Origin of the sequence: Vibrio sp. 10N.239.311.G01, assembly GCF_041465805.1 — a bacterium.
GTDB classification, from domain to species: domain Bacteria; phylum Pseudomonadota; class Gammaproteobacteria; order Enterobacterales; family Vibrionaceae; genus Vibrio; species Vibrio crassostreae_C.
Genome location: NZ_JBFSRM010000020.1, coordinates 83,102 through 107,151, shown reverse-complemented (window position 1 = coordinate 107,151; position 24,050 = coordinate 83,102). Strand labels below are relative to the sequence as shown.

Annotated in this window: 20 protein-coding genes and 2 pseudogenes; 9 read left to right on the top strand and 13 right to left on the bottom strand. The window is 45.0% G+C overall.

The annotated features are described in order from the left end of the window. Positions 1-274 precede the first annotated feature (274 nt). The 4 genes and pseudogenes from AB6D06_RS16085 to AB6D06_RS16070 form a co-directional block, all read right to left on the bottom strand. Positions 275-547, bottom strand: coding sequence for a hypothetical protein (locus tag AB6D06_RS16085; protein ID WP_019822928.1), 273 nt, complete (start codon positions 545-547; stop codon positions 275-277). Between the two features lie 237 nt (positions 548-784). Next, positions 785-1,288, bottom strand: a complete 504-nt coding sequence (locus AB6D06_RS16080; RefSeq protein WP_019822926.1) for an acyl-CoA thioesterase — start codon at positions 1,286-1,288, stop codon at positions 785-787. Positions 1,289-1,694: 406 nt separating this feature from the next. Beyond that, positions 1,695-1,949, bottom strand: a pseudogene (locus tag AB6D06_RS16075) (peptide ABC transporter substrate-binding protein); the annotation flags it as partial. Between the two features lie 48 nt (positions 1,950-1,997). After that, positions 1,998-2,891, bottom strand: a complete 894-nt coding sequence (locus AB6D06_RS16070; protein ID WP_372111013.1) for a DMT family transporter — start codon at positions 2,889-2,891, stop codon at positions 1,998-2,000. 98 nt (positions 2,892-2,989) lie between these two features. Here AB6D06_RS16070 and AB6D06_RS16065 point away from each other — a divergent pair, with 98 nt between their 5' ends. After that, entirely contained in the window at positions 2,990-3,778 is a 789-nt protein-coding gene (locus AB6D06_RS16065) for a helix-turn-helix domain-containing protein (protein ID WP_065608445.1), read from the top strand. Positions 3,779-3,878: 100 nt separating this feature from the next. Here the strand turns inward: AB6D06_RS16065 and AB6D06_RS16060 are convergent, their stop codons facing one another. The 5 genes and pseudogenes from AB6D06_RS16060 to AB6D06_RS16040 form a co-directional block, all read right to left on the bottom strand. Beyond that, on the bottom strand, positions 3,879-4,061 hold the full coding sequence (locus tag AB6D06_RS16060; RefSeq protein WP_065583542.1) for a hypothetical protein: 183 nt from the start codon (positions 4,059-4,061) through the stop codon (positions 3,879-3,881). After that, the gene (locus AB6D06_RS16055; RefSeq protein WP_017060055.1) at positions 4,058-4,267 is read right to left on the bottom strand and encodes a hypothetical protein; all 210 of its coding nucleotides are present in this window, start codon (positions 4,265-4,267) and stop codon (positions 4,058-4,060) included. Before AB6D06_RS16055 ends, AB6D06_RS16060 begins: the two co-directional genes overlap by 4 nt. Before the next feature lie 204 nt (positions 4,268-4,471). Continuing rightward, positions 4,472-5,605 (bottom strand): lipocalin-like domain-containing protein, encoded by a 1,134-nt coding sequence (locus AB6D06_RS16050; RefSeq protein WP_372099899.1) that lies wholly within the window; start codon positions 5,603-5,605, stop codon positions 4,472-4,474. Continuing rightward, positions 5,605-8,139 carry an ABC transporter permease gene (locus tag AB6D06_RS16045; protein WP_372099914.1) on the bottom strand — a complete coding sequence of 845 codons (2,535 nt, stop codon included), beginning with the start codon at positions 8,137-8,139 and terminating at the stop codon, positions 5,605-5,607. Before AB6D06_RS16045 ends, AB6D06_RS16050 begins: the two co-directional genes overlap by 1 nt. An 8-nt stretch (positions 8,140-8,147) precedes the next feature. Next, positions 8,148-8,844: pseudogene (locus AB6D06_RS16040) on the bottom strand (ABC transporter ATP-binding protein). 735 nt (positions 8,845-9,579) lie between these two features. On the opposite strand from AB6D06_RS16040, the gene AB6D06_RS16035 reads away from it, so the two are divergent. The 7 genes from AB6D06_RS16035 to AB6D06_RS16005 all read left to right on the top strand — a co-directional run bounded on the left by AB6D06_RS16035 (position 9,580) and on the right by AB6D06_RS16005 (position 17,244). Beyond that, positions 9,580-10,266, top strand: a complete 687-nt coding sequence (locus AB6D06_RS16035; protein WP_048662208.1) for a DeoR/GlpR family DNA-binding transcription regulator — start codon at positions 9,580-9,582, stop codon at positions 10,264-10,266. Between the two features lie 197 nt (positions 10,267-10,463). Further along, positions 10,464-11,633: an L-fucose:H+ symporter permease gene (gene fucP, locus AB6D06_RS16030; protein WP_372099895.1), complete on the top strand. Its 1,170-nt coding sequence runs from the start codon at positions 10,464-10,466 to the stop codon at positions 11,631-11,633. Positions 11,634-11,699: 66 nt separating this feature from the next. Next, positions 11,700-13,448, top strand: coding sequence for an L-fucose isomerase (locus AB6D06_RS16025; RefSeq protein WP_372099912.1), 1,749 nt, complete (start codon positions 11,700-11,702; stop codon positions 13,446-13,448). A gap of 59 nt (positions 13,449-13,507) precedes the next feature. Continuing rightward, on the top strand, positions 13,508-14,956 hold the full coding sequence (gene fucK, locus AB6D06_RS16020) for an L-fuculokinase (RefSeq protein WP_017059997.1): 1,449 nt from the start codon (positions 13,508-13,510) through the stop codon (positions 14,954-14,956). Next, positions 14,949-15,383: an L-fucose mutarotase gene (fucU, locus tag AB6D06_RS16015; RefSeq protein WP_017059996.1), complete on the top strand. Its 435-nt coding sequence runs from the start codon at positions 14,949-14,951 to the stop codon at positions 15,381-15,383. The genes fucK and fucU overlap by 8 nt, the downstream gene beginning before the upstream one ends. 18 nt (positions 15,384-15,401) lie before the next feature. Further along, positions 15,402-16,049: an L-fuculose-phosphate aldolase gene (locus AB6D06_RS16010; protein WP_029236427.1), complete on the top strand. Its 648-nt coding sequence runs from the start codon at positions 15,402-15,404 to the stop codon at positions 16,047-16,049. Positions 16,050-16,095: 46 nt separating this feature from the next. Next, on the top strand, positions 16,096-17,244 hold the full coding sequence (locus AB6D06_RS16005) for an iron-containing alcohol dehydrogenase (RefSeq protein WP_121602281.1): 1,149 nt from the start codon (positions 16,096-16,098) through the stop codon (positions 17,242-17,244). 258 nt (positions 17,245-17,502) lie between these two features. Here the strand turns inward: AB6D06_RS16005 and AB6D06_RS16000 are convergent, their stop codons facing one another. From AB6D06_RS16000 to AB6D06_RS15990, 3 genes are all read right to left on the bottom strand, one after another. Further along, positions 17,503-19,407 (bottom strand): bifunctional UDP-sugar hydrolase/5'-nucleotidase, encoded by a 1,905-nt coding sequence (locus AB6D06_RS16000; protein WP_372111006.1) that lies wholly within the window; start codon positions 19,405-19,407, stop codon positions 17,503-17,505. Between the two features lie 301 nt (positions 19,408-19,708). Further along, entirely contained in the window at positions 19,709-20,698 is a 990-nt protein-coding gene (locus AB6D06_RS15995; RefSeq protein WP_017059992.1) for a zinc-dependent alcohol dehydrogenase family protein, read from the bottom strand. Positions 20,699-20,718: 20 nt separating this feature from the next. After that, positions 20,719-21,507 carry a phytanoyl-CoA dioxygenase family protein gene (locus AB6D06_RS15990; protein WP_372111003.1) on the bottom strand — a complete coding sequence of 263 codons (789 nt, stop codon included), beginning with the start codon at positions 21,505-21,507 and terminating at the stop codon, positions 20,719-20,721. Positions 21,508-21,826: 319 nt separating this feature from the next. Here AB6D06_RS15990 and AB6D06_RS15985 point away from each other — a divergent pair, with 319 nt between their 5' ends. Then, complete coding sequence (locus AB6D06_RS15985; protein WP_136981756.1) at positions 21,827-23,017, top strand: GGDEF domain-containing protein; 1,191 nt, start codon at positions 21,827-21,829, stop codon at positions 23,015-23,017. Here AB6D06_RS15985 and AB6D06_RS15980 read toward each other — a convergent pair. After that, a complete protein-coding gene (locus tag AB6D06_RS15980) occupies positions 23,004-23,885 on the bottom strand; it encodes a multidrug transporter (protein ID WP_372099890.1) in 882 nt (293 codons plus the stop codon). The genes AB6D06_RS15985 and AB6D06_RS15980 overlap by 14 nt on opposite strands. Positions 23,886-24,050 lie beyond the last annotated feature (165 nt).

The following is a 24,050-nucleotide window of genomic DNA, read 5'->3' as shown; positions in this document are numbered from 1 at the left end:
TAACTCTTTACCATGCTGTTCAAAAAACACTCACGAAAGATCAACACGCCCTAGTCTCACAAATCAGACACTCAGTATAAGTGGCTGTTGTACTATTGATATGTTGTGAATATTCCAATGCGTGATACTTCAATGATTTGTATGCAACAAAACCTGAAATTGCACTGAAAATGTATGGGTAAGCGAGAGGTAGTTACAGAATATTCAAGTGACATTCATGAGGGTTATGGAGGTAGGTTTATTTATGCTTCTGGTTTTTGGTGGGACTTAGAAGTTAGAACTCTTTACTAGAAGGAGCACAACCTAAGTGTTGCAATAGCACATAGATGCTTTCTTGATCGAGTGCCACGCGACGAAATAGATCGGCAAATGTCGGATCTCCACCGAAACACGTTTGGATATAGTGGTTGATTTCATTGCTGTCGTAGCCTTCGACGTACAAAGTTCTAACCCATTGGTACTCAACAGCCTTTAAATTGTTCAGTGTAGACTCGCTAAGAGTGGGGCGTATGACGCTCAAGAGTGGCTCCAAGAAATTCAAATGCATCTATTATGATTGGCGGTATTTAATCAGAGCAAAATGACGACTTTATTACAGTCAAAATAAATCAGTGAACAAGTGCCGATTCATTTCAACCTTTGGCTGGGTATCACGCTCTTATCGTCTGTATTGGGTGTGCAGCGGATTTGGCTGTGTAGAGCACGAAGGTATCAAATAGATCAATGCCAAGCAGGCGCTTGGCATTGTAATAAGGTTTTGTAGGGGGAGGGCAGCTGGTGGACCTTACTTAAGGTACTTCACGTGAGCTTCCATCTCTTCACCAATCTGTTTTCGCATGTTCATTAGGCGAATAGCCGAATCTCGTAATTCGATGTCTTCTGGCGTCTCTGGTATCCACTCTGGCACTTTAGTCGGATTACCATTCTCATCGACAGCGACCATAATAACGATACAGTGAGTTGTTAGGCGGTTATTGAGCTCTTTAGGGTCGCTTGCTTGCACGTCGATAGCGATATGCATTGAAGATGAACCTGTGTAAATGACCTTTGCACTTACTTCCACAAGGTTGCCTACATGAATTGGGGCAACGAATCGAATTCCGCCTGCATAGGCTGTTATACAGTATTTACCGCTCCAACCTGCGGAACAAGCGTAGGCTGCTAAATCGATCCACTTCATTGCTGCACCACCATGAACTTTACCACCAAAGTTCACATCCCCGGGTTCAGCTAAAAAACGCAGAGTAACGTCTCGTTTACCATCTTGTCGGCTATTGCTACTGCTCATCTATCTTCCTTCATTATTATTTTGCTGCGTAACATGCTTGTTACTTGCTAGTAACAATATACTTAAGATGACATAAGTTAAAGCGGATAATCTCATGGTTAAGACTATTTTTTTCAAACAGATGATCAGTTGATGAATATTGGTGCTTAAAGGCGTATCAGGCGAATGGCAAACATGGATGAAGTGATATCAAGCAAGAGAATAGAAATACTGATTAAGTCACTAGATAGGTCGATTGCAAAAAAAACACCTAGCGTAATGCTAGGTGTTTCTAAGCCGTGTGGTACTCATGTCGGTACTTTTTTGTGTTAGCCAACCAACCGCTGTTGATTTGGTTTAGTTAAAGTGGCTGTATCTCAGATACCACTAAAGTGGTAGTGATTATTGTTTTCTTATCAGCTCACTTTTACTGTTTTAAAAAGTATAGATCCTTCGCGTAGATATTTCCTTTCGGATTATTGTTTGGGAAGCCTTTTAGTGTATTTCGCACTAATCGTGTGTGATTGTAATGATATAAAGGTATAACTGCTGAAGAATAGTTGAGTAACGACTCATCGTGCTGATATAAAGTAAAGCGTTTAGACTAATCTTCCGTTTTACTCGCTTGCTGTAAGGGCTCATCATAGTATGGATTACAGTAGCCACTCTCATTTGCTGTGTGAAACGTGAGTTTGAATTTTTACCCTAATGTGAGCGTTGGGTAATGCGTTTAGCTTTGTTGAGGGAGAGGAGCCTCAAGCCTTGGTTTTCTTTTGATTTGAGCAAGGATGACACCGGAAATCACCATCACACCACCAATGATGTGGAACTGGTTAATCTCTTCACCAAGCCATGTCGCGGCTAATACGATCGCAACAACCGGAAGCAAGTTCATGAACATCGCGCTTGAGTCAGCACCAATCGTGTCAATCGCCTTCACCCACATCCAAGGCGCTAAAATTGAAGCGGCAACTGCGGCGTAAGCTATCAATGGGATCGCTTGTTGTTGTGGTAAAAGCTGTTCGCTGGTAAGCCAAAGTGGCGTAAGCATCGCGACAGCAAACAGACCCTGAATGTAAATCACCACCCAGCTACTGATGGGCATTTTCCAGCGTTTCAAGAGCACACAGTAAGACGCATAAACAAAGGCTGCAATTAGCATATAACCATCACCTTGAGTCAATTCTTGATGCATGAAGAACAAAGGGTCGCCTTTACCTAACATCAGAGCTAAGCCTGACAGTGACAACACACCGCCAACAATACTCAAACTAGAAATCGACTTGTGCAACAAAGGAACGCTTAGAAACACGCTGATCAATGGGACTAAAGACGTGATCAAGGCCATGTTGGAAGCGGTTGTGGTTAAGCCTGCGTAGTAACCTAGAGATTGGTTCAATACCATGCCTAAAAATCCGAGGAACGCTAATTTCGATAGGTTTGGCTTAATGACAGCCCACTGCTTCATCACCGGGCGAATACAGAAAGGCGTGAGAATTAACATCGCAAAAAACCAGCGGTAAAAACTCATCGCGCTAGGTTCTATGGTGCTTGCAGCAAGCTTGTTGACGATTGCATTGGCGCCCCAGATACAGACTGTAAAAAATGGTAAGAGATAATGCATGTGAATTCCGTCGCAAATGAGTTGATGCGGCTAGTTTGACAGGTCGTTATACTTACAAGTATCTTTAGAAAGACATCAGGCGCGATAGGAAGACAAGTTTGAAAAAACACTCCAGAAACCTTCACCCATCCTTATCAATTGATAAGGCACCATCCAACGTATTTATGAATTTTGAAGCGTTTCTTTCGAACACTGAAACCCGAGTTCATAGCCACTCATGGGGACAGGTTCAATTGATCAGTGGCGGTATATTAGAGATGGAAGCGGAAAGCACCCGATTTCTAGCACCACCACATTTGGCGATTTGGGTACCGGCCGGGGTGATGCATTGCAGTTATAACCGTAAGCCTTTGGACTACTGTTCGCTAAATATCGCCCCAGAACTCACGCAACACCTGCCAGATAAAACTAGCCTTATAAAGATCACGCCGATTGTGTCTTCTATTATCGATGACTTTCGCGAGCGTGGAATCAATGTTGCAGAAAAAGAGCAAGATCAAAGGCTCGTTCAGGTACTGCTTGACCAACTTGCGCAGCGTGAGGTTGAACACCACTTCTTGCCTTCGACCGACAATAAGTACCTCGCGCCTATATTGGCTTCTGTTGAAGAAAACCCAACCGACGAAGTGACACTGAAAGATTGGGCTGAACGTGTCCACACTACGGAAAGAACCCTTTCTCGCCACTGCCAGACGGAGCTTGGAATGAGCTTTACAGAGTGGCGACTACGAGTGCGCTACCTGTACTCAATGGACTTGTTAAGAAACGGCCAATCGGTTAAAGAGGTCGCTCTTACATTGGGTTATAACCAAGCAAGCCCATTTATCACCATGTTCAAACGTTACGCGAACCAAACGCCAGAGCAGTATAAGAACCGTTTGTTGTAGCTCGGTCTTGTTGCCAAAAGAACGGATGTTTGCGCTAGTTAGTGCGTAGATAGACCACAAGTGAATAGATAGACCATAAGTGAATACGTGCAGTATGAGCTTATGGAATCGCCCCTAACAGCCCATATATTTCGCTCTGTTGTTCGGTGACATCCTCATAGTGTTGGTTCAATAGAGCACTGTTGCTGCTCACTTTGAACAGTATGTACGTTTCTCCGTCGACCTCGAACCAATTGAAGGTTCCATGCTGGTTATACGTGGTCATTGTTTTGTTTATCTTCATGAGATATACATTAGCAGCGCAAGACATGCAGACGTACATAAGCCAAAGAAAGAAAAGAAAAACCACGAGCCTAATACTGTTTTTTCTTTTCCTACCTCTTCATTACTTTGCTGCCAACCAAGTTCACGAACCTGAGCCTTGGTAAGGTTTAAGTCTAGTTTCTCTATGTATTTGTTGAGTTCGTCATTGTGTACTGAGCTAATCATGTTCTATCTCCCCTAAGCATAAGATTGGTATTTTAGGGGAGCCCAGTGTTTGGTTAAATTAGATATTTTTCAACAGGCGTTAAGATAAATAGAACACGTGAAACAACAAAAAACCTCCGTGGTGGAGGTTTTGGTTGAAAGTGTTTTAGTCGATGGTTATGGCGATGTATTTGTTGTTAGATTCCACCTGTATTAATACACAATCTAATACCCAGTCAACTCCATATAGCCAGATCCGGAATGAGAACCTTTAATCATGATTGGCCCCTCCCAATAAGGAACCGACAGCGGCATTTTGGCATTTGGATTGAGTGCCGAGACGGTCAGTTCTATTTGCTGGCTTGGAATCGAAACTTGCCACTCTGTTGGGTATTCACGCCCGTCGATTTTAGTTTGCTTGATGGCGGTTAAGCTGATGTCTTGCTGCTTAATCGCGATGCCGGAGCCATCTTGATTCATCAACCTCGCATGAGAATAGCTGGCTTTGCCTGTAGTTGAGTTTCGAAGTTGAAATACCACCAAGCTGGTTTCATCACTCAGCCTTAGCGCAAACCAATCCCAACCTTGTTGCGAGTCGAGTAAAAACTGTGAGCTCCATTCTCTGTCTATCCAACCTTTGCCGGAAACTTGATGGGTGACGCCATCAATAGTTACCTCGCCCGATACATTGATGAATGGTTGGCTGTAGTAATAGGAAGCCACTTTGCCATCGCTACTTTTAGTGCTGTAGCCTTGTTCGCCTTGCTTTTGATATGGCGCGTTGTTGGTAAGCTTAAGCGAGTATCCAAATTGATCCGAGTTGGCGACCAGTGTGGCTGGGAACAGGTCATCGGTCGTCGACGTCCATTGCCAATCATCGAGGTAAACACGAAACGGCGAATCGCTTACACCCGCCAGTTCAGCTTGGTCACGTGACCATTTTTCATCGGCATAGTGTTTATTTTTAGTGGTGACAGCGCTGTGCGCCATGTAAATCTGCTGACTTTGCCACGTAGTTTCCTTGGTGCTATTGCCACTTTCATGTGGTGCAGCCGCAAAGCGGAACTGTGTCCATTGCACACCTAACACATTGTCTTCTTCATCAATTAAGTTTGCGGTTAAATACCACCATTCATGACGAAAATCTGGATGTGCTTGATGGTCGGCAGGGAAGGCGATGTCGATACCTTTAACTACCGGTGTGAATTGATCAGTCTCTTTTTGTGTTTCATCGTCGGTTTGTTTTCCAGTGCCAAGTATTGAGCCCATATTTTGAGCTGATGGTTGAGTGGACTCCTCACACCCTAAAAGGAGTAAGATGCCAAGTGTGAGAACGAAAACTCTCATTGATCGATTCATCACAACACCTCACTTTGCAAGCTGGATACCACGGGTTTACTGACCAAACGCCACAGTGGGATCAAGGTCGCAATCACAGCCACTAAAATGGTGATGGCTGCGATGCTGAGTGCATCACTCCAATTCCACACATAATTTAAACTCCAACCAAAGGCGCGCAGGGTAACGATGTCCGTCAACACATAACCGACCATAGCGCTGAGTGGTAAGGCGATAACCAGAGTGAAGGCGACCAGAACAACGATTTGCCCGACCACCATCGCCATCAATTTTTTCTGACTAACACCGAGCGCGTACAACCTTGCAATGGCGGCTTTGCGTGCATCGAGCAACATGAAACAGGCGCAGAACAACCCAATCACCGCCACCATTAAAGTGACGCCATTAAGCGCCCGCGTGATGGCAAAAGTTTGTGAGAAGATATCTAAAGCGATCGATTTGATCTGTGCTTGATCGTAAAGCTGACTAGGGTGCAAATTGAGTTGTTGGCGTAGCTGTTCGTACACCACTTGTGGGTCGCCAGATACTTTGATTCCCAAGCTGGTGGGTAAGTCAGTAAACCCGCTTTCGAGCCATAAATTAGGTGCAAGCAACACTTCGCCATTCGGTGAGCCGTAATCATGGAAAATCGCCCCGACGATGAGTGTTTTGTCTTGGATCGCGTCGAGCTTTAGTCGGCTTCCAAGGGACAAGCCGAGCTTCACTGCCGTAGGTTCGCTGATCGCCACGAATTCACCTTGGTAAAAGCGCGTCCAGAAATCATCAAGGTGGGATTGAAATACCATGGTTTGCTCAAGTGTGTCTTTGTCTTTGGTGTCGAGCAAAGTAGGTAAGCCCTGCAAGTTATCGTCGACATAATATTGCTTATAAACGGTTTCAACATTTTCAAACTGCTCTAACGCACGTTCCACATTCGCGATTTCACCTTGAGCAGGGCTAACGTAAATATCGGCATGTAAGCGCTGTTCAAGCCATTGCTTTAACGTGGATTCAAAGCTGCCGACTAAGGTATTCATTCCCATGTTAGCGGTGACGGCGAGAAGCAACGCCATCATGGCAAGTGAGAGAGGGGAGATAAGTTCACGTAGCTCAGCAAACAGATATTGTATTAACCCCGATTGGGTGCGTTTTTCGCTCCAGTTCGCTAGCACGCTTAGCGTTTTGGGCAGGTACAAAGGAATCGATACCACTAACACACCGAGCCATGCCATGGTGAAGCGATGATGTTCGCTCATCCATAAACCTGCTAACGCGAGAATAGTTAATACTGACCCGATAACAAACAGCTGATTTTCGTTAGACGTTTCCGGCGCTTGATAGAAACCGCCATGGGAAGAGAGGGGTTGTCGCACCCGCTGTTTAAAGTGTTGCCAACAAGCGACAAGCGTTGCGGCCAGCGTGAGTAGCAGTGCCTGCACTAACCATTGCCACTGCCATGTACCGGGAAGCAGTGTTGCACCATAAAGTTGCTCAAGTGTTATCGCGACGGTTGGATGCAGCCAATGGCTGAGTTGGATGCCGAGAATGAAACCAAGCGACGCGCCTAGTGTGACTAAAAGAGTCAGCTCGACTAACAGAGCTGAAAACACGATGCTTGGCGCAATGCCGGCTTGTTGAATTTGCACCAATAGCCGATTACGCTTCAGTAAACTGTACTTCACACCATTGTAAGCGATGAATAGGCCAACCAAAAACGCCAACAGACTCATGGCGGTGAGATTGAGGTGAAAGCTATCGGTAATTGAACCCAGATCCGTACTTTGGTTGTTGGAAATCCATCGTCCTTGCTCGCCAATAAGGCTTTGCCATTTATCCTGAGGATTGCTCTTAGTGTCGCTCTTAGTGTCAAAAATAGCGATGTAGCTCAGTTGCCCTTGCTTGTTAAGCAGTTGCTGAGCGAACCCAATATCCATCAACATTCGGCTACCTAGCTGCCATTCATCTGGTAGCACTACCACTTGAGTGAGCACTTCATCCAAAGTGAGTGTGTCTACTCCTCCCAAGTTCTGGTGTTGCGACTGGCTCATCATCACAATGGGTTCACCCGCTAAGAGTTGCGGCAAAGGTAAGGCATTGTCGAACAGGGAAATGTTTGGTTCTTTGGTTTGAGTGTTGCTTTGTTCGTCGACGCGAGCGTGACGAGATCTTGAAGTGAGGGCGGCGATCAACTCACTGCCTTGAACTGACCAACGTCGACCTTGCTCGTCTCTTACTCGCCCTTCTATAACAGGTAGCGCTGCGCTTAATCCACTTTGTCTTAAGCTGAAGTAGAGCGATTCCGGCAAATAGTTTTGCCCTGCTGGTGGAATGATAAGGTTCTGCGCTTGAGCGCTAAGTTGCTCGGTCGATTCTGCATAACTGCGCTTGGCATTGAGGTTGATGGCTTGCACTGCGACAAACAAGGTGACCGCTAACACAATGCCGATCAGAATCGCTGCGGCTTGCAATGGTGATTGACGATAGTGCGCCGCGAATAGATTCAGAGTCAGTTTGGTATGGGTGAGCTGGTTCTGAGCGAAGCCAGTTTGCTTCATTGGATTACTCACAACGCTGCTGCTCTTGGGGTTAGATCGGCGTTCCTTAAACAACCATCATCTAACACCAATTTTGTCTGCATAAAGCTGGCGCATTCTGGGCTGTGCGTAACCAAAAGCACCGCAGTGTTGCCTTGAGTGGTGATTTCACTCAGCAGCTTCATAACCTCTAACCCTGCTTTGTGGTCGAGGTTGCCTGTGGGTTCGTCGACAAGCAATAGTTTGGGTTTATGGGCTAGCGCGCGCTATTGCGACTCGTTGTTGCTGACCGCCAGAGAGTGCGGATACATGTCTTTCGAGTAACTCGTTGATACCCAATGCATCAACTAAATAATCGCACCAGTCGCTCCATTTTTGTTGATTCAAATGGAGCGGGAAGGCGATGTTTTGTTTTACGTTGAGTGGGGTTAGTAAGTTGAACTGTTGAAAGATCACGCCTAGCTTTTGATGGCGGAATCGGCTCCACTGTGGATCTCTCCAATCTGATGTGTTCTCGTTATCGAGCCACAACTCGCCACCAGTTAGAGGTTCAAAGCCCGCGATTAGGTTGAGTAAAGTACTCTTTCCACTGCCACTCGCCCCTGTTAAAGCCACGCTTGCGCTTGTCGCCAAAGCGAAGTCGACATTTTCCAGCACGTGATGGGTATCGTTGCCATCAACAAAGCTTTTGCTGGCATGTGTAAGTGTGACAATTGGGCTTTCCATTTCCTTTCCTTATAACCAAAACCTACCATCAAAAGGTGTCGTTACTTGTGGCAATTACTGAAGCGACAAGCTCTATAAAACTGTAGACAACAATTTGAAAAAGAAAGCGATTTATATCGAATAATTAATAACTTGTACTGCGAAAAGAGAGAAATAGATCAGTGTGAGGAGGAATACAGGTTTTTGTGGGAGCTTAGAGTCACCTCAGAGGCTTTCGAATTTATCGTCAGACGGTTCGTGACCACGTTTAAGTGCAATAAATCATGGTTTAACGTGTTAAAGGTTTTCTTTATGAAAGTGTGTTGGGGGAGGGGGATAGTGCTGTTTCTCTAACTTGTTAATGCCCCCAAGTTTCTTAGAGTATTAATTCTCTTGTTTTTACCCACTTTAGTTAGCCAAGTTCAACTAATCATTGTTTCATGTTTACTTGGTGGATTCTTATTACTGTCTCTGTGCAGACATTTCGTGTCCTCCCCTCTCCTGAGTTATACGCTTTGGTCTAAATAGGCAAGTATTCGCAATATCATTCAATCTATGTAAGTGGTGATTACAAGCTGTTCTAACAATTATAATTCCTTATTAATGAATGACTGTTTTTATAAGTTTCGGGCATTTGTGTTTAATAGTCCACAATATCAGTCACAAATCGGTCAATAACGGGCTTGATGGCGATTTCGTCACAGTTTTGCCATTTTTTCATTGGTAAATTAATAATCAAGCAAGCGGGAGACCATTATGAGAAGCCTACAAATTGTTGAACTAATAAATGATCAAAGAAGTGCAACCGTCGAAGAAATAGCAGAAGCCTTTAATGTTTCTGTGGAAACCATTCGTCGAGATTTAAAAAAGCTTGATGAATCGGGCGCACTTAAAAGAGTTCATGGTGGGGCTATTAGTGTTCAAGAAATTGATGAAGGTCTTTCTTTTCATGCGCGTTCTAAGGACTATATAGAAGAAAAGGAATTACTGGTAAGCAAAGCGTTAGATTATATTAAAGAAGAAATGGTAATAGGTTTAGACGCAAGTTCATCGAGTTGGTGTCTCGCTCGAGAGATTCCAAATATCAGTTGCACTATTATTACCAATTCTCTTCAGAATGTTATTGCCCTTGAAGGTAAAAGTAATATTAATGTAATTTGTACTGGTGGCAGTTATTCCGAGAAGTACAGTAGTTTCTATGGTCCACTAGCAGTGGAGACACTGGCTAATATGTCTTTGGACGTCTGCTTCTTTTCCTGCGTTGGGTTTGATTATGACTCAGGAGTTTGGGATTCAAATGAATATAACTATCAAATAAAAAGAAGTTTTATCGATATATCTGATCAAGTTATTCTAATTGCCGATAAATCTAAATACAAAAAAAGAAGTCTTCTTAAAATATGTGATAACGAATCGGTAGATGTAGTAATAACTGATTTGTAATAACGTGAAACAAAATAAACTTTAAAATAAAAATAAATAATTTAATTAATAAATAAGGATATCTTATGAATGATACTCTCAATATAAGTTCGTCTGAAACACAGAGGAATAATAAAGTAGAGGTAATACCAAAGGAAATTAAATTTGCTTTTTGGCTACTATGTTGTTGTTTTGCCATGTGGGGTTTGGCAAATAACATGACTGATGTACTTATTGCACAGTTTCGAAAAGTATTTACTTTAACCGATATGCAATCCGGTTTGGTACAAACGGCTTTCTATGGCGCTTATTTTTGTTTGGCTCTTCCCGCTGCGCTTTTCATACAGCGATACAGTTATAAAGCCGGAGTGCTTTTGGGCCTTGGATTGTTTGCAACCGGCGCACTGCTATTTTATCCCGCCGCGCAAGCAATGGAATATTTACCTTTCTTGCTGGCATTATTTGTTCTAGCTGGCGGTCTCTCCATTCTAGAAACAAGTGCCAACCCATACATATTAGCGATGGGTCCTGAAGAAACCGCAACTCGACGTCTAAATATTGCTCAAGCTTGTAACCCTATTGGTTCGATCACTGGGGTGTTAATTGGCAAATTTTACATCTTATCGCAACTAAACCCTGCAACGGATAGTGAACGTGCGGCCATGGCTGCTGACGAACTAGCGAAAATTCAATCTGACGAACTGTACGCAGTAATGATGCCCTATATGGGCGTAGCAGTTGTTATTGCTTTAATTTGGCTATTGATTCTTAAAACTAAGATGCCGGCCGCAAAGGACACAAGTACTACCGGTGAGTCTACATTTGGTCAGGCGTACCGCCGTATTGTCAAGCGAAGCCACTTCACCAAAGGCGTGTTAGCTCAGTTTTTCTATGTCGGTGCGCAAATTGGTTGTTGGTCATGGACTATTCGTTACGTGATGCAAGAAGTCGGCGGTACAGAAGCAGAAGCGTCAACATACCTACTGACATCTATTGTGATTTTCTCTGTCATGCGCTGGGTTTGTGTCGCGCTGATGAAACACATTGAACCACAAAAACTACTTGCTGCTTTGGCTGCGATCGCTGCGATTTTAGTCGCTGTAATCATGGTAGTGGGTGGGTTAGCAGGAGCTTATGCACTAGTCGGTGTGTCTGCATGTATGTCTCTGATGTTCCCGACTATTTTTGGGCTATCACTGAGAGATTTAGGGTCTGATTCAAAGTTTGGTGGAAGCTTCTTAATCATGGCAATCCTGGGTGGTGCACTGCTAACCGCCATCATGGGGCAAATCTCAGATGCAGCAGGCATTGGTGCCGCATTTGCTATCCCATTCATTGGCTTCGTTTACCTAGTGTACTACGGCGCAAAAGGTTACCAAGTTAAGTAAAGAATTATCCACAGGGGCAGCATTAACCTGCCCCCTGAATTAAAGAAATAATAAGGAACATCAATGATGTCACAGTTAGTTAAAATCGGTATTCGTCCTACCATCGACGGTCGTCAAATGGGTGTACGCGAATCTCTTGAAGATCAAACTATGGGAATGGCTCAGCGCGCAGCTCATTTTATTCAAGAGAATATTCGCCATGCTAGCGGAGAGAAAGTGGAGTGTATCCTTGCCGACTCTTGTATTGGTGGTGTAGCAGAATCTGCTGCGACGGCTGACAAATTTAAACGTGAAAATGTGGGCCTTGTACTGACAGTAACACCGTGTTGGTGTTATGGCACAGAAACCATTGATATGGACCCGCATACACCAAAAGCCATCTGGGGTTTCAATGGTACTGAGCGTCCAGGTGCAGTATACCTAGCCGCCGCGATGGCAGGCCACTCACAAGTGGGTTTACCGGCATTCTCAATTTACGGCAAAGAAGTGCAAGACGCAGGAGACGAGTCAATCCCAAGTGACGTACAGGACAAGATTCTTCGCTTCTGCCGTGCAGGTTTAGCCGTCGCGTCAATGCGCGGTAAATCTTATCTCTCGATGGGCTCTGTATCTATGGGCATCGCGGGCTCTGTGGTTAACCCTGAGTTCTTCCAGAAGTATCTGGGCATGCGTAATGAATATGTCGATATGACAGAAATCAAACGCCGTTTGGATCGAGAAGTCTATGACAAGAAAGAGTTTGAACTGGCACGTGCTTGGGTACGAGACTGGTGTAAAGAAGGTAAAGATTATAACGGCACCCCTTTCACCGAAGAGCGTAAAGCAGAGGATTGGGATACCGTCATTAAGATGACCATGATCATGCGCGATTTGATGCAAGGCAACCCAAAACTTGCAGAGCTAGGCTTTGGTGAAGAATCGCTAGGACACAATGCTATTCTGGCTGGCTTCCAAGGTCAGCGTCATTGGACAGATCATTTGCCCAATGGCGATTTTTCAGAGGCCATCTTGAACTCCTCATTTGATTGGAACGGCATTCGTGAACCAATCTGTGTGGCAACAGAAAACGACGCGTTGAACGGCGTAAATATGATGTTTGGTAAGCTACTGACGGGTGAGGCTCAGGTTTTCCATGATGTTCGTACCTACTGGTCTGAAGATGCGGTAGAGCGTGTGACAGGGACCCGCCCAGATTCCGGTTTCTTGCACCTGGTTAACTCTGGCTCAGCAGCGCTCGATGGGGCAGGTAAAGCGAGAACAGCTGATGGTAAGCCGGCGATGAAACCGCACTGGGAACTGACACAAGCCGACGTTGAAGCGTCTCTAAATGCAACGAAATGGTGCCCAGCCATTGAAGAATACTTCCGTGGGGGCGGCTTCTCGTCTCAGTTCCTAACTGAAGGTGGTATGCCATTTACTATGCATCGAATCAACATTATCTCGGGTATTGGTCCAGTGCTGCAAATTGCTGAGGGGCACTCTATCGAACTGCCAGAAGATGTTCATAATACCCTAAATGAGCGCACTAACGCGACTTGGCCAACGACCTGGTTCGTCCCTCGCTTGACTGGCCAAGGCGCATTTAAATCGGTTTATGACGTTATGGCAAACTGGGGCGCTAACCACTGTGTTATCACTTCAGGCCACGTTGGCGGCGATTTAATCTCTCTCGCTGCAATGCTGCGTATTCCGGTATCGATGCATAACGTGGATAGCCAAGACATCTTTCGTCCGCATACTTGGTCTGCATTTGGTCAGGATGTTGAGGGACAGGACTATCGCGCTTGTCAGAACTTCGGCCCTATCTATAAGTAATTCAATAGGTAACTAATTTTGCCTGCCCCAACTTGGGGTAGGCCTTAAAGGGGTGAGTTATGTCGATTGCTATTATTCTTGATTGCGGAGCCACCAACGTCCGCTCTATTGCGATTAACCAGCAAGGTGAAATTGTTGCGTCGCACTATATTGCTAATGAAACGCTACAGAATGGCACTAAACATGTTTGGGATTTTCAACAGATTTGGAAAAAGCTTGTTGAGTGTTCAAAGCAGGTAACGGCTCAAATTAATTCGACGGATATTGTTGCCGTTTCTGTCACTACCTTTGGAGTGGACGGGGCGCCCTTCGATAAAGATGGAAAGCAGATCTATCCCATTATTTCTTGGAAATGTGCTCGTACCGCGCCTGTGATGAGCCAGATCTCGCAAGATATTGACCGCGATGAACTGTATTTGACCAACGGCATCGGGGATTATTCGTTCAATACCTTATTCAAGCTTAAGTGGTTGAAAGACAACGAACCAAAAGTCTATAGCAATATGGATAAGTGGGTGTTTATTTCGTCGATGTTGACACAAAAGCTGACGGGCGAATTAACAACCGATCGAACGATGGCTGGCACGTCGATGATGACGGACCTAGACAGCGGTGACTGGAATGAAGGGGTATTACAGTACCTAGAGCTGACGAAGGCGCACTTTCCTCCCATGGTTGAAGCGGGCGAAATAGTGGGTTGTTTAAAAGACGATGTCGCCTTCCTGCTTGGCATTCCAAACAGAGTTCCAGTGATTTCAGCAGGTCACGACACTCAGTTTGCTTTGTTCGGCTCTGGTGCCAAAGAGAATCAGTCTTTCTTAAGCTCAGGGACTTGGGAGATCTTGATGGCTCGTTCGCCACGTCCTCAGTTAAAACCTGACTATCTCAAAGAGGGCATGACAACAGAGCTTGATGCTAAAAATGATTTGTTTAACCCAGCAATCCAATGGCTCTCTAGTGCAGTAATGGAATGGGTCGCCAACACCTACTTTACGGATATTGCCGAGAGCAGCAGTAAATACGCGGTGATGGTTTCGGAAGGGGAAGCGGCCCCTATCGGTGCAAATGGCGTTAGGTTCGATCCATCCTTTTTACTTGGTGGTGACGGTAAAGGAAATGGTGCGATTACTGGCCTGTCCATTAATGCCACAAGGGGCGAGATATACCGCGCCGCTCTAGAAGGACTGGCCTTCAAACTCAAGAGCAGTCTGCACTATCTTTCCACGACTTGTCGCTTAAATACCGAGTGTTTAATGGTGGTGGGTGGTGGGTCTAAAAATAGACTGTGGAACCAAATAAGAGCTGACGTTGTTGGCATCCCTATCCATGTGGTTGAACAGCCTGAAGCCACAGTGACGGGGGCAGCGATGTATGCCTTTGCAGGGGCTGGGGTATTTATTGATGCCAATCATGCCCAAGAAAATATGAAGCCTGCTTACCAAGTCATCACCCCGTCTGAGAGCCGTGAACAATACGCCCAGTTATTGGAGGAAATACACAATGCTTAAAGGAATCCATCCGGCAATAAGCCCAGAACTGCTTGCCGTATTAAGTCGAATGGGGCATGGCGATGAAATTCTGTTTGCCGACGCCCATTTTCCTGCGGAGACGTTTGGATCGCATGTGGTGCTAAGAGCCGATGGCGTGAATATCGATACGCTGTTAGAGGGCACAATACCGCTATTTGAGCTCGACGTGTACTGCCAAAGCCCGCTGATCATGATGCAAGCAGTAGAGGGTGACCAGCTCGACCCAACAGTTGAATCGAAATACATGGCGGCAATCACAAAGACCACGAAAGACAAGCCTGCATTAGAACACATGGATCGTTTTGATTTTTACGACCGCGCCGAAAAATGCTTTGCAGTTGTACTGACGGGCGAAACCGCTAAATACGGAAACATCATTTTAAAGAAAGGCGTAACGCCAGCTTAAGGAAGTAATACGATGACAATAACAAGAAATGAACTAGCACAAGACATTATCGATACATGCTTAGAGATGACTAAGCTGGGATTAAACCAAGGCACCGCAGGTAATGTCTCGGTGCGCTATGAAGGTGGTTTATTGATCACTCCAACGGGTATTGAATATGAGAATCTGACACCGGAAAAGATCGTTTTTGTAAGCGAATCCGGAGAATTTGAGGAAGGCAAAATTCCATCAAGCGAATGGGCTTTTCACCTAACCTGCTACCAAGCGAGAGAGGATTGCCATGCCGTTGTTCACAACCACGCCATTAACGCGACAGCAGTGTCTATACTCAATCGTCCAATCCAGGCGATCCACTATATGGTTGCAGCATCGGGCGCGGCAGAAATACCTTGTGTACCTTATGCTACCTTTGGCTCTCCTAAGTTGGCTGATTATGTAGATGCTGGCATTCGTCAAAGTAAATCTATTCTTCTTCAACATCATGGCATGATCACCGTTGGTGAAAATCTGAAGAAAGCATTGTGGTTAGCACATGAAACCGAGGTATTGGCTGAGCTTTATCTCAAGTGTGCAGCGATTCAGCCAGACGTTCCAGTGCTTCCAAACCAAGAGATGGATCATGTACTCGATAAGTTCAAGACGTATGGATTGCGAGTTGAGAAGTAATTGATATCGGCCCGATCCGTCGGGCTCTTACCGTAAAGGAATGACTATGGTGTTTGCATTAAATTTACCAAAACTATCATTATCCGGCGTAGGTGCGGTGGCAGAATCTGTTGCAGTGTTGGACTGTCGACCCGTAAAAAAAGCAATGATAGTGACAGATAAAAACCTTATTGAATTGGGGATATTAGATTCTCTTTATTGTGCACTCGATGATAAAGGGTTCGATTATGTCACCTTTGATAAGGTCACCCCTAACCCGACCGTTAGTTTGGTTAATCAAGGTGCTGAGTTTTACCAACAGAGCGGGTGCGATTGTTTGATTGCGGTTGGTGGCGGTAGCCCTATTGATTGTGCGAAAGCGATTCGTATTGTCACATCAAATGAAGGCGAAATCACCGATTATAATGGGGTCGGCCTGGTTAAGAATAGCGGTGCGTTCTTTATTGCTATTAATACAACGGCGGGAACAGCGGCGGAGATGACGTCCAATTCGGTGATTACCGATGAGAAGAATCTCGTTAAGATGGTGATCGTCGACACCAAACAGATTCCAGATGTTGCGGTTAACGACCCATCATTGATGGTTGGTTTGCCTGCCTCTGTTACCGCTGCAACGGGTATGGATGCGCTGACCCATGCCATTGAGTCGGTTGTGACTCCTGGCGCCCATCGTTTAACACTTCCGACCGCACTCGAGGCGGTTAAGCTAATTGCCAAATGGCTGCCTATGGCAGTAAAGGATGGAGCGAACATAGAAGCTCGGTCGGCACTTGCTGATGCGCAATTTTTAGCGGGGATGTCGTTCAACTCAGCCGGATTAGGCGCGGTTCATGCGTTGTCACATCAGCCTTCGGCAACACACAACCTAGCGCATGGCGTTTGTAATGCTATCTTGCTGCCTGTGGTGAGCGCATTCAATGCTCAAACGGTTCCAAGTGCGTTTAGGGAAGTAGCTGAAGCGATGGGTGGGGATACGTCTCAGTTAGACGACACTAATGCAGCCCTATTAGCGGTGGACCTGATTTGCACGTTGTCTCGTGAAGTGGGTATCCCTTCTGGGCTGGCTCATCTTGGGGTTAAGCATGCGGATATTGATGGTTGGGTTCAAAAAGCCATGGATGATGTTTGTATGGGAGGCAACCCAAGAACGTTGACCAGTGAAGACGTTTATCACCTTTACGAGTTGGCGTTATAGCAACCGTGTAGTGGTACTGTAGTGGCTGAGTGAATTTGGCCACTTGATTGGAGGTTTGCAATACTTGAAGTGATTCATAATCACTAATTTAGGAAACTCGCTGAGAAGATTTTGTCCAACTATGAGTTGGCCTTTGCAGATCATTCATCCAATATTAACCGTTTTACTCAGTACAGATGTGGTGTTGGAAAATGGGAACAAAAACGACCTAACCACGCTCTAAGCGTCGTTAAGTCGTTATTGGTTTGAGGTCAGGGGTTAATTGAGTGCTTCGATCAGAGTGATTTCGCGTTTGATCTGCTTACTCTCTTGCTCAGTTGCCTGCGCCAGTTTCTTTTCGCGTGTGGTTATGGCTGCTTGTTTGGCTTCGTCAGATGTGAACATCAGTTCTTTTACGTTGATAGAAGCGATGTTTGTGTAGCGGCCATCGTCACTGGTCGGGATTGATATGGTTTCATCATTAATCAAAGACTTTACGATCTCTCGCTGTTCATTGTAGCGGCTCTCTAAACCAGAAAGAGCCCATCGCTGCTGAGTTTTACCTTCATACTGACCGTTCTTTTCTTCTTTAAGATACTTGATTGTCATATTACGGATCGTGCCTGCTTCTTCTCCATACTCTGCTTCCGTATCAAAGAGTACAGGGAATGATTCACCTTCTAGCACGCCGCCTTTCTTGGTTAGATGACCCATTCGATAGCTATTCATACCAATACGGATTTCTGTTTGATCAGTAACCGGTGTGCCATCTGCAAACGCGAGGTTGGTGATGCGTGTACCTGCAGGCTGAGTGAGGTCGATGGTATAAGTCACGCCCGCGAAGAAGTCATTAGTTGAGTATTTTGAAGCTCTGCGTTCAGGGTTAAAGCTGTAGGTCACATCACCGGGTTGCACTGAGTTGAAGTAGCCCGCAGACCATTCCATGTAGGTTCTTAACTCTTTGCCTGTCATCTGGTAGACAGTGATTTCGCCACCTGCGTATTGGTAGTTGTACGCGATGTCTTTGGCTTTGATTGGGCCAACATCGAGCTCTGCATTGTCGTTGTCTATTTGAAGTGCAATGACATTGGCTTTGGGTGCATAGAAGAAGCTCGCTTCTTGGTATAGCGCACTGATGCCTGTGTCTTGAACGTGGACTTGAGGGATACCGCGGATTTCATTTTCAGGGACTAAATCAACGCCGGTAAGCTGAGCGATAGGTCTGTTCGCCATTTCTCGGAGTTGTTTGTGATAAGGCTGGTATAGCTCGTCCATATTCTGATCAGAATCTATACCTTTAATTTTATAGGTGAAGCTGTCTTTGTTGACGAGAGTGAATGTGCCATCGCGCTCTTCAAATTGAAGATCAATACGAGATAGGGCGCGGCCATATTTGTCGGGTTCAGTAATAATAACGCCATTTACAACGGCTTTATCGATGCGAGTGTGCATGTGGCCAGCGACGATGGCATCAAGCTCTGGGTTTGCATTGGCAATGTCGGTGACACCGGTGTCGGCAATGTCATTCTCGTTCTCAATTCCCATATGGGCAACCAATATGATGGCATCCACTTTATCATCAATCTCTTTGACGATTTTCTTCACTTCCAAGGTTGGATTAGTGAAAGTGACGCCTTCTAAACGGTTGGTACCTTGCGCAAAGACCTCCGTCATTGGGGTATCCATTCCGATCACGCCGATCTTAATGCTACCGCGTTCTAGGATGGTGTAACCAGGCAGGAATGGGTTTCCGTTTTTGTTCTTGATGTTGCCACCGAGAGACTGCCCTTTAAATTGGGTAACGGCCCTGTTGAGGGTTTTGAGGCCAAAGTCGAATTCGTGGTTACCTAAAACCCACACATCGTATTTCATGTGATTAAAGCCAAGCATCATTGGATCAACGGGCTCGTTTTTGAAGGTTTCTACGAAGTTGCCTTGGATGGTATCGCCAGCGTCGACAAGGATAATGTTAGATTGCTCTTTGCGGATCTCACCAACTTTGGTCGCGATTTGGCTCAAGCTACCACGAGTGTTGAGTTTATCTGCCGCGTAATCCCACGCCATAAAATGACCGTGGATATCTGAAGTACCCAGTATCGTGACATCGTGTATATCGCCATCAGCTGCAAAGGTGGGAAAGGCTAGAGAGAGTAGGATGGCGCTTGATAGTATGTGTCTTTTCATAAGTATGTTCACATCGTGGTTTTAAGTATGACGCTACCATATAGAATCGAGGTTATCTTATGGGTGATCAGTATCATATTTCTAATGATATAACTAATTGATGTTTCAAATAAATGTGATTCATGACCATCTCGTAACCACTTAAGTTATGGAGAAATGCACCACAACTCTTCGCTATCTTTTCAATCTTCGATTTCTTTAATCAAACTTCCTAAGCGATGGTGTATTAACAAGCACGCTTGTAAGTTGTTGAACGTCTTGCCTGTTGAAATAAACAAGGTATATATCGTCCAACTCTCACTTACTGTGGCAGTAAGATGATCTTGCCCTCTAGGCGTGTGGTTTTCGATTCAATGAGATCAATCGCGGTTTGCACTTCATCGAATGGTAGATAGCGGTCAACGTCGAGCTGAATGTCGTTTGTGATGAAGTGATCTAGCATGGTCGTGAACTTATCACGGCGAACATCTTTACCTTCTGCTTCCTCCCAATAACGCAAGAAGAAGGTGCTGAAATCGATGTGTTGGTTTTTCGCGTACTCAAAGAAGCGTGGCTCGTAAAAATCCAACGACAGCGTCCCATAGTTGATAAAGCGCCCGTTGTTGCCAAGGGTGTGAACAAGATCGGTTCCGGGTGAGCCGCCAATCGCATCAAAGGCAACGGTTGGCATAGGCAAGCCTAATGCCTTAATTTGAGAAACTAGATCAGCGTTCGCATCTATCACCCAACAGGAAGTAGCAGGGTATTGTGTCTGCTGTGATGTAACGACAATGATGTTGAAGCCGAGTGATGCTGATAACTGGGAGAAGATCTTACCGATGGCTGAACTGCCCGCGTTGATGATCAACACATCCTCTTGGGTCAGCTTGGCTATTTCTGTCGTTAGCACCCATGCGGTTAGCGCATTAATGTACAACTGACAGGCGTAGCCATTGTCTAAATGTTGAGGAATTTGGAACAGATCATCTGGTGATACATCGACATAGTTCTGCCATGTTCCACTGGTTGCCACAAGCACTCGTTGATTCACTATAAACTCAGCACTGCTGGATTCTACAATCCTTCCTACCGCTTCAAATCCCGGTACTCTCGGCGGCTGATGGCTATGTTTGTATTGGCCCACACCATAAATCGACAACAGATCACTAGGGTTGATGTTAGTCGCTTCAATTTGTACGCGAACTTTATCTTTGTCTAGTACCCCTAAAGCGACATGTTCTAACTTGAGAGATTCTTTTGGCTGACCGAAACGGAACTGGCTAATTCGGGTATTTTGCTTAGTGTCAGTCATAGTTTGGGCACCTTTATGGATTATGAGTACTGCATCGATTTTAAGTGTAGCGTGTTCATAAATAATCTTGGGTCGGAAATGTTGCTCAACATGGCTGGTGTTGGCAGACAATCGTCATCAACGTAGTCGACATAGTCTGCCGCCGAATCAAAGATTAAAATATCCAAAGCCAAACGATCCAAGTCATATCGGCCTCGGTGGATCATGTCCGCTGAAAACACCAATAAGTCACCGGCGGCTAATGGTATCTGCTTACCACCAGAGATGTCATCGCTGCTCACTTTGCCGTTTTCTTCTTGGCGAACATTGTACTCTTCTTCGTTGTCCCAACGCTTGTGTGTGCCAGGGATAAGTTCCATACCTGGCTCATCAAAAATGGGCACTCGCAGATGCAATACCTGGGTTTCCATGATGACTTTCATTTGGTCATCAACGTCGTAATCGTATTGACAGTCACGATGCCAGAAGTCTTTTTGTTGCGGATTTACTGGGTTGAAGAACAGCTGTGTATTCATGAATGCTGGTTTGTTCGGAATCACCGCATCAACCACGTTCATCACTTGTTTCGAGCTGATGAAGTCGAAAAGCACGCTTCTATCGTCGGCGAGCAAATATTCGCTTCCCGTAATTAAAGACGAGTTAAATGCTTCTTCTTTATAGAATTCTTCGTTGTCTGCTTTCCATGATTCATGAAATTTCAGCACGACTTTTCTAAGCGATGCAATTTGAGCTTCATCGAAATAATTTCTGATAACAAAGTAACCATGTTCGTTGTAACGGTCACTTAATTGTTGGCTGTTTTCTACCACTGATTACCTTCGTTCATTCTTTGCTGTATAATAACTAAGGTCAACAGCCCTAGAGAATTCTTGGGCGCATAATGCCAGACAGTCGTCATTCAACCAAGTAACGAGTGCAGAAGCCTGTAGATTCAGTGATGCGATAAAACTCTATGGGGGCGAGTGTTACATGCCTATCCATATCATGGACTCATGCGATAAAAATCTCCGCATATGTGATCTACCCCCTTTTTTTATAAAATAAAAAGATTCACATGGTGAATGTTTTTGTGGTTTGCATGATTATTGACCATGTTGAAATTTGGTTGCGTATGGAAGATAGAAAATCATGGATGGTTTTTCGCTGGATATGAGAACACTTAATTTTATTATTATTTTGTTCTCTTTCATTTACTGTATTGGCTTGTTGTTATTTCAATTCACTCAACAGTCCATTAAAGGGCTTTCAATCTTTTCCATTTCAATATTTGTTATCGGAACTGGGCCGTTGATGTTGAGCCTAAGAGGGGAGTTCCCTGATTGGGTCACCGTTATTGGTGCCAATATGGTCATTGCGCTTGGTTTTCATCTCGCCTTGTATAGCTTATGTCTGTTTCGAGAATACTCTCTCAAATGCACCTACCTCAGTAGTCTAATGATGTTGGCTCTTTTGCCATGTTTTATTTACTTCACGTTCTATGAGCCTTCCATAAAGGCTCGAATTATCCTCATTAGTTTATATCTGGCTTTTGTGACTCTTTGCACTGCCTTTGCGGTATTAAAGGGCCGGCGTGATGACTTGACTCTAGGTATTCGGATGATGGCCTTGTCATTTACGATATATGGCGGGTTTATGGTTTTTCGAGTTGTGGTGACGCTATTTTCAACTGAGCTCCAGGATTTCATGGCGGCCACTCTCATTCATCAACTTGCCTTTTTAGTGAGCATCGTTCTTATTGTGTCGATGAGCTTTACAATGCTTTGGCTGATTAACGCAAGGTTGCTTAGTTCTATTCACGAGCTGTCCTACAGCGATCCTCTAACGGTACTGGGAAACCGCAGAGCATTAGATGAGATGGTTCCAGTTATCATGAAGCAGGCGGAAACTGCACCTGTTAGTGCCATTATGATGGATATTGATAATTTTAAGTCGATCAATGACCAACACGGACACATTGTAGGTGACCTCGTGATCAAGTCTTTTGCTGAAATGGTTCAAAGTGCGATAAAAACATCGCCTAAAGCCAGTGCGTTTCGTTTTGGCGGAGACGAGATAATGATTTTATTGCCTAATGTCGATTTCCAACAAGCTCAGGTTATTGCCTGCAAGTTACGATTGTCTATTTCAGAGGTATCAGCAGTACAAGAACATGAGATGTTTCTGACATCGAGTTTTGGTGTTGCTCAGCTTCACCCGCATGAGAGTTGGAATGGGTTTATTAGCCGAGCCGACAAAGCGTTATATCAAGCGAAAACAAACGGTCGCAATATGACTTCAATTTGTCCTAGTCATATTAACGAGCTCGTCACTGCCACATAACCAATACTGCTGCGATAGAAAGCAAGATGAGCGCAAGAATGTCTTTGCGCGCGATGCTTTGCCCTAACCAGAAATAGGATATCAACACCATGAAGATCACTTCGACTTGCCCGAGTGTCTTTACGTACGGCACGGCTTGAAGCGACATCGCGCTAAACCAACCCAGAGAACCGATAACACTCGCTAAGCTTGTCATGATGACTAGTTTCGACTTCTTGAATATCAGGCGCAGCGTGTCGCGTTCTCTGAAAAAGAGATACGTACAGATAATCACTGTCTGAAGGGAAATGACGAGGAACAGCACCCAAGCAGCGCTATGAGGGAAGGGCAACCCTATGCTCAAACTTGCTTCCCGTACCCAAAGAGACGTTAAAGCAAAGGCGGTGCTACACGCCATACCTAATAAGAACACTTTCGGGGACAAGCTTCGCCAGCCAGAAGCGCTACTCATGATTAGCACGCCTAAAGTACCAATAAGTACGCCGACCCAACCTGTTAGTGTCAAAGCAGTACCAAAAAACAATACGGATAGCACAGCAGATACGGGGGCTTCACACTTGGCTAAGCCTGCGCCTATCGCATAGTTTTCGAGCTTGAACAGCATCACCATTAAGCCGGTCGCGAGGATCTGCATGATGGCGGCAGCAACAATATAGAAAACAAACTCACCCGAAAAATCCGGTGCGGATACGGGCTGCCATTGATAGAGGGCGCAGAGGTAAATAAGGGCGATAGGGCTAGCCCAAATAAATCGCGCTAACGTTACGCCAGCCACGCTCATGGTGCCACTTAATTTACTTTGAAAGGCATTGCGCCAAGATTGGCTAAAGGCAGCAAGGAGAGTAAAGGCTATCCAACTAAAAGACATGACGCGTCCATGTGTTATGTAATTTGCTGATTATATTAACAAATAAAACCAATATAAGAAGCGACTTGTTCTTTTAATAAGCAATAGTCAGTTGCGTGAATCGCTCGGTTTTGAAGAATATTCGGTCTTTCAAACTTGCGCTGTAAACCTTAACGGATTCATTTA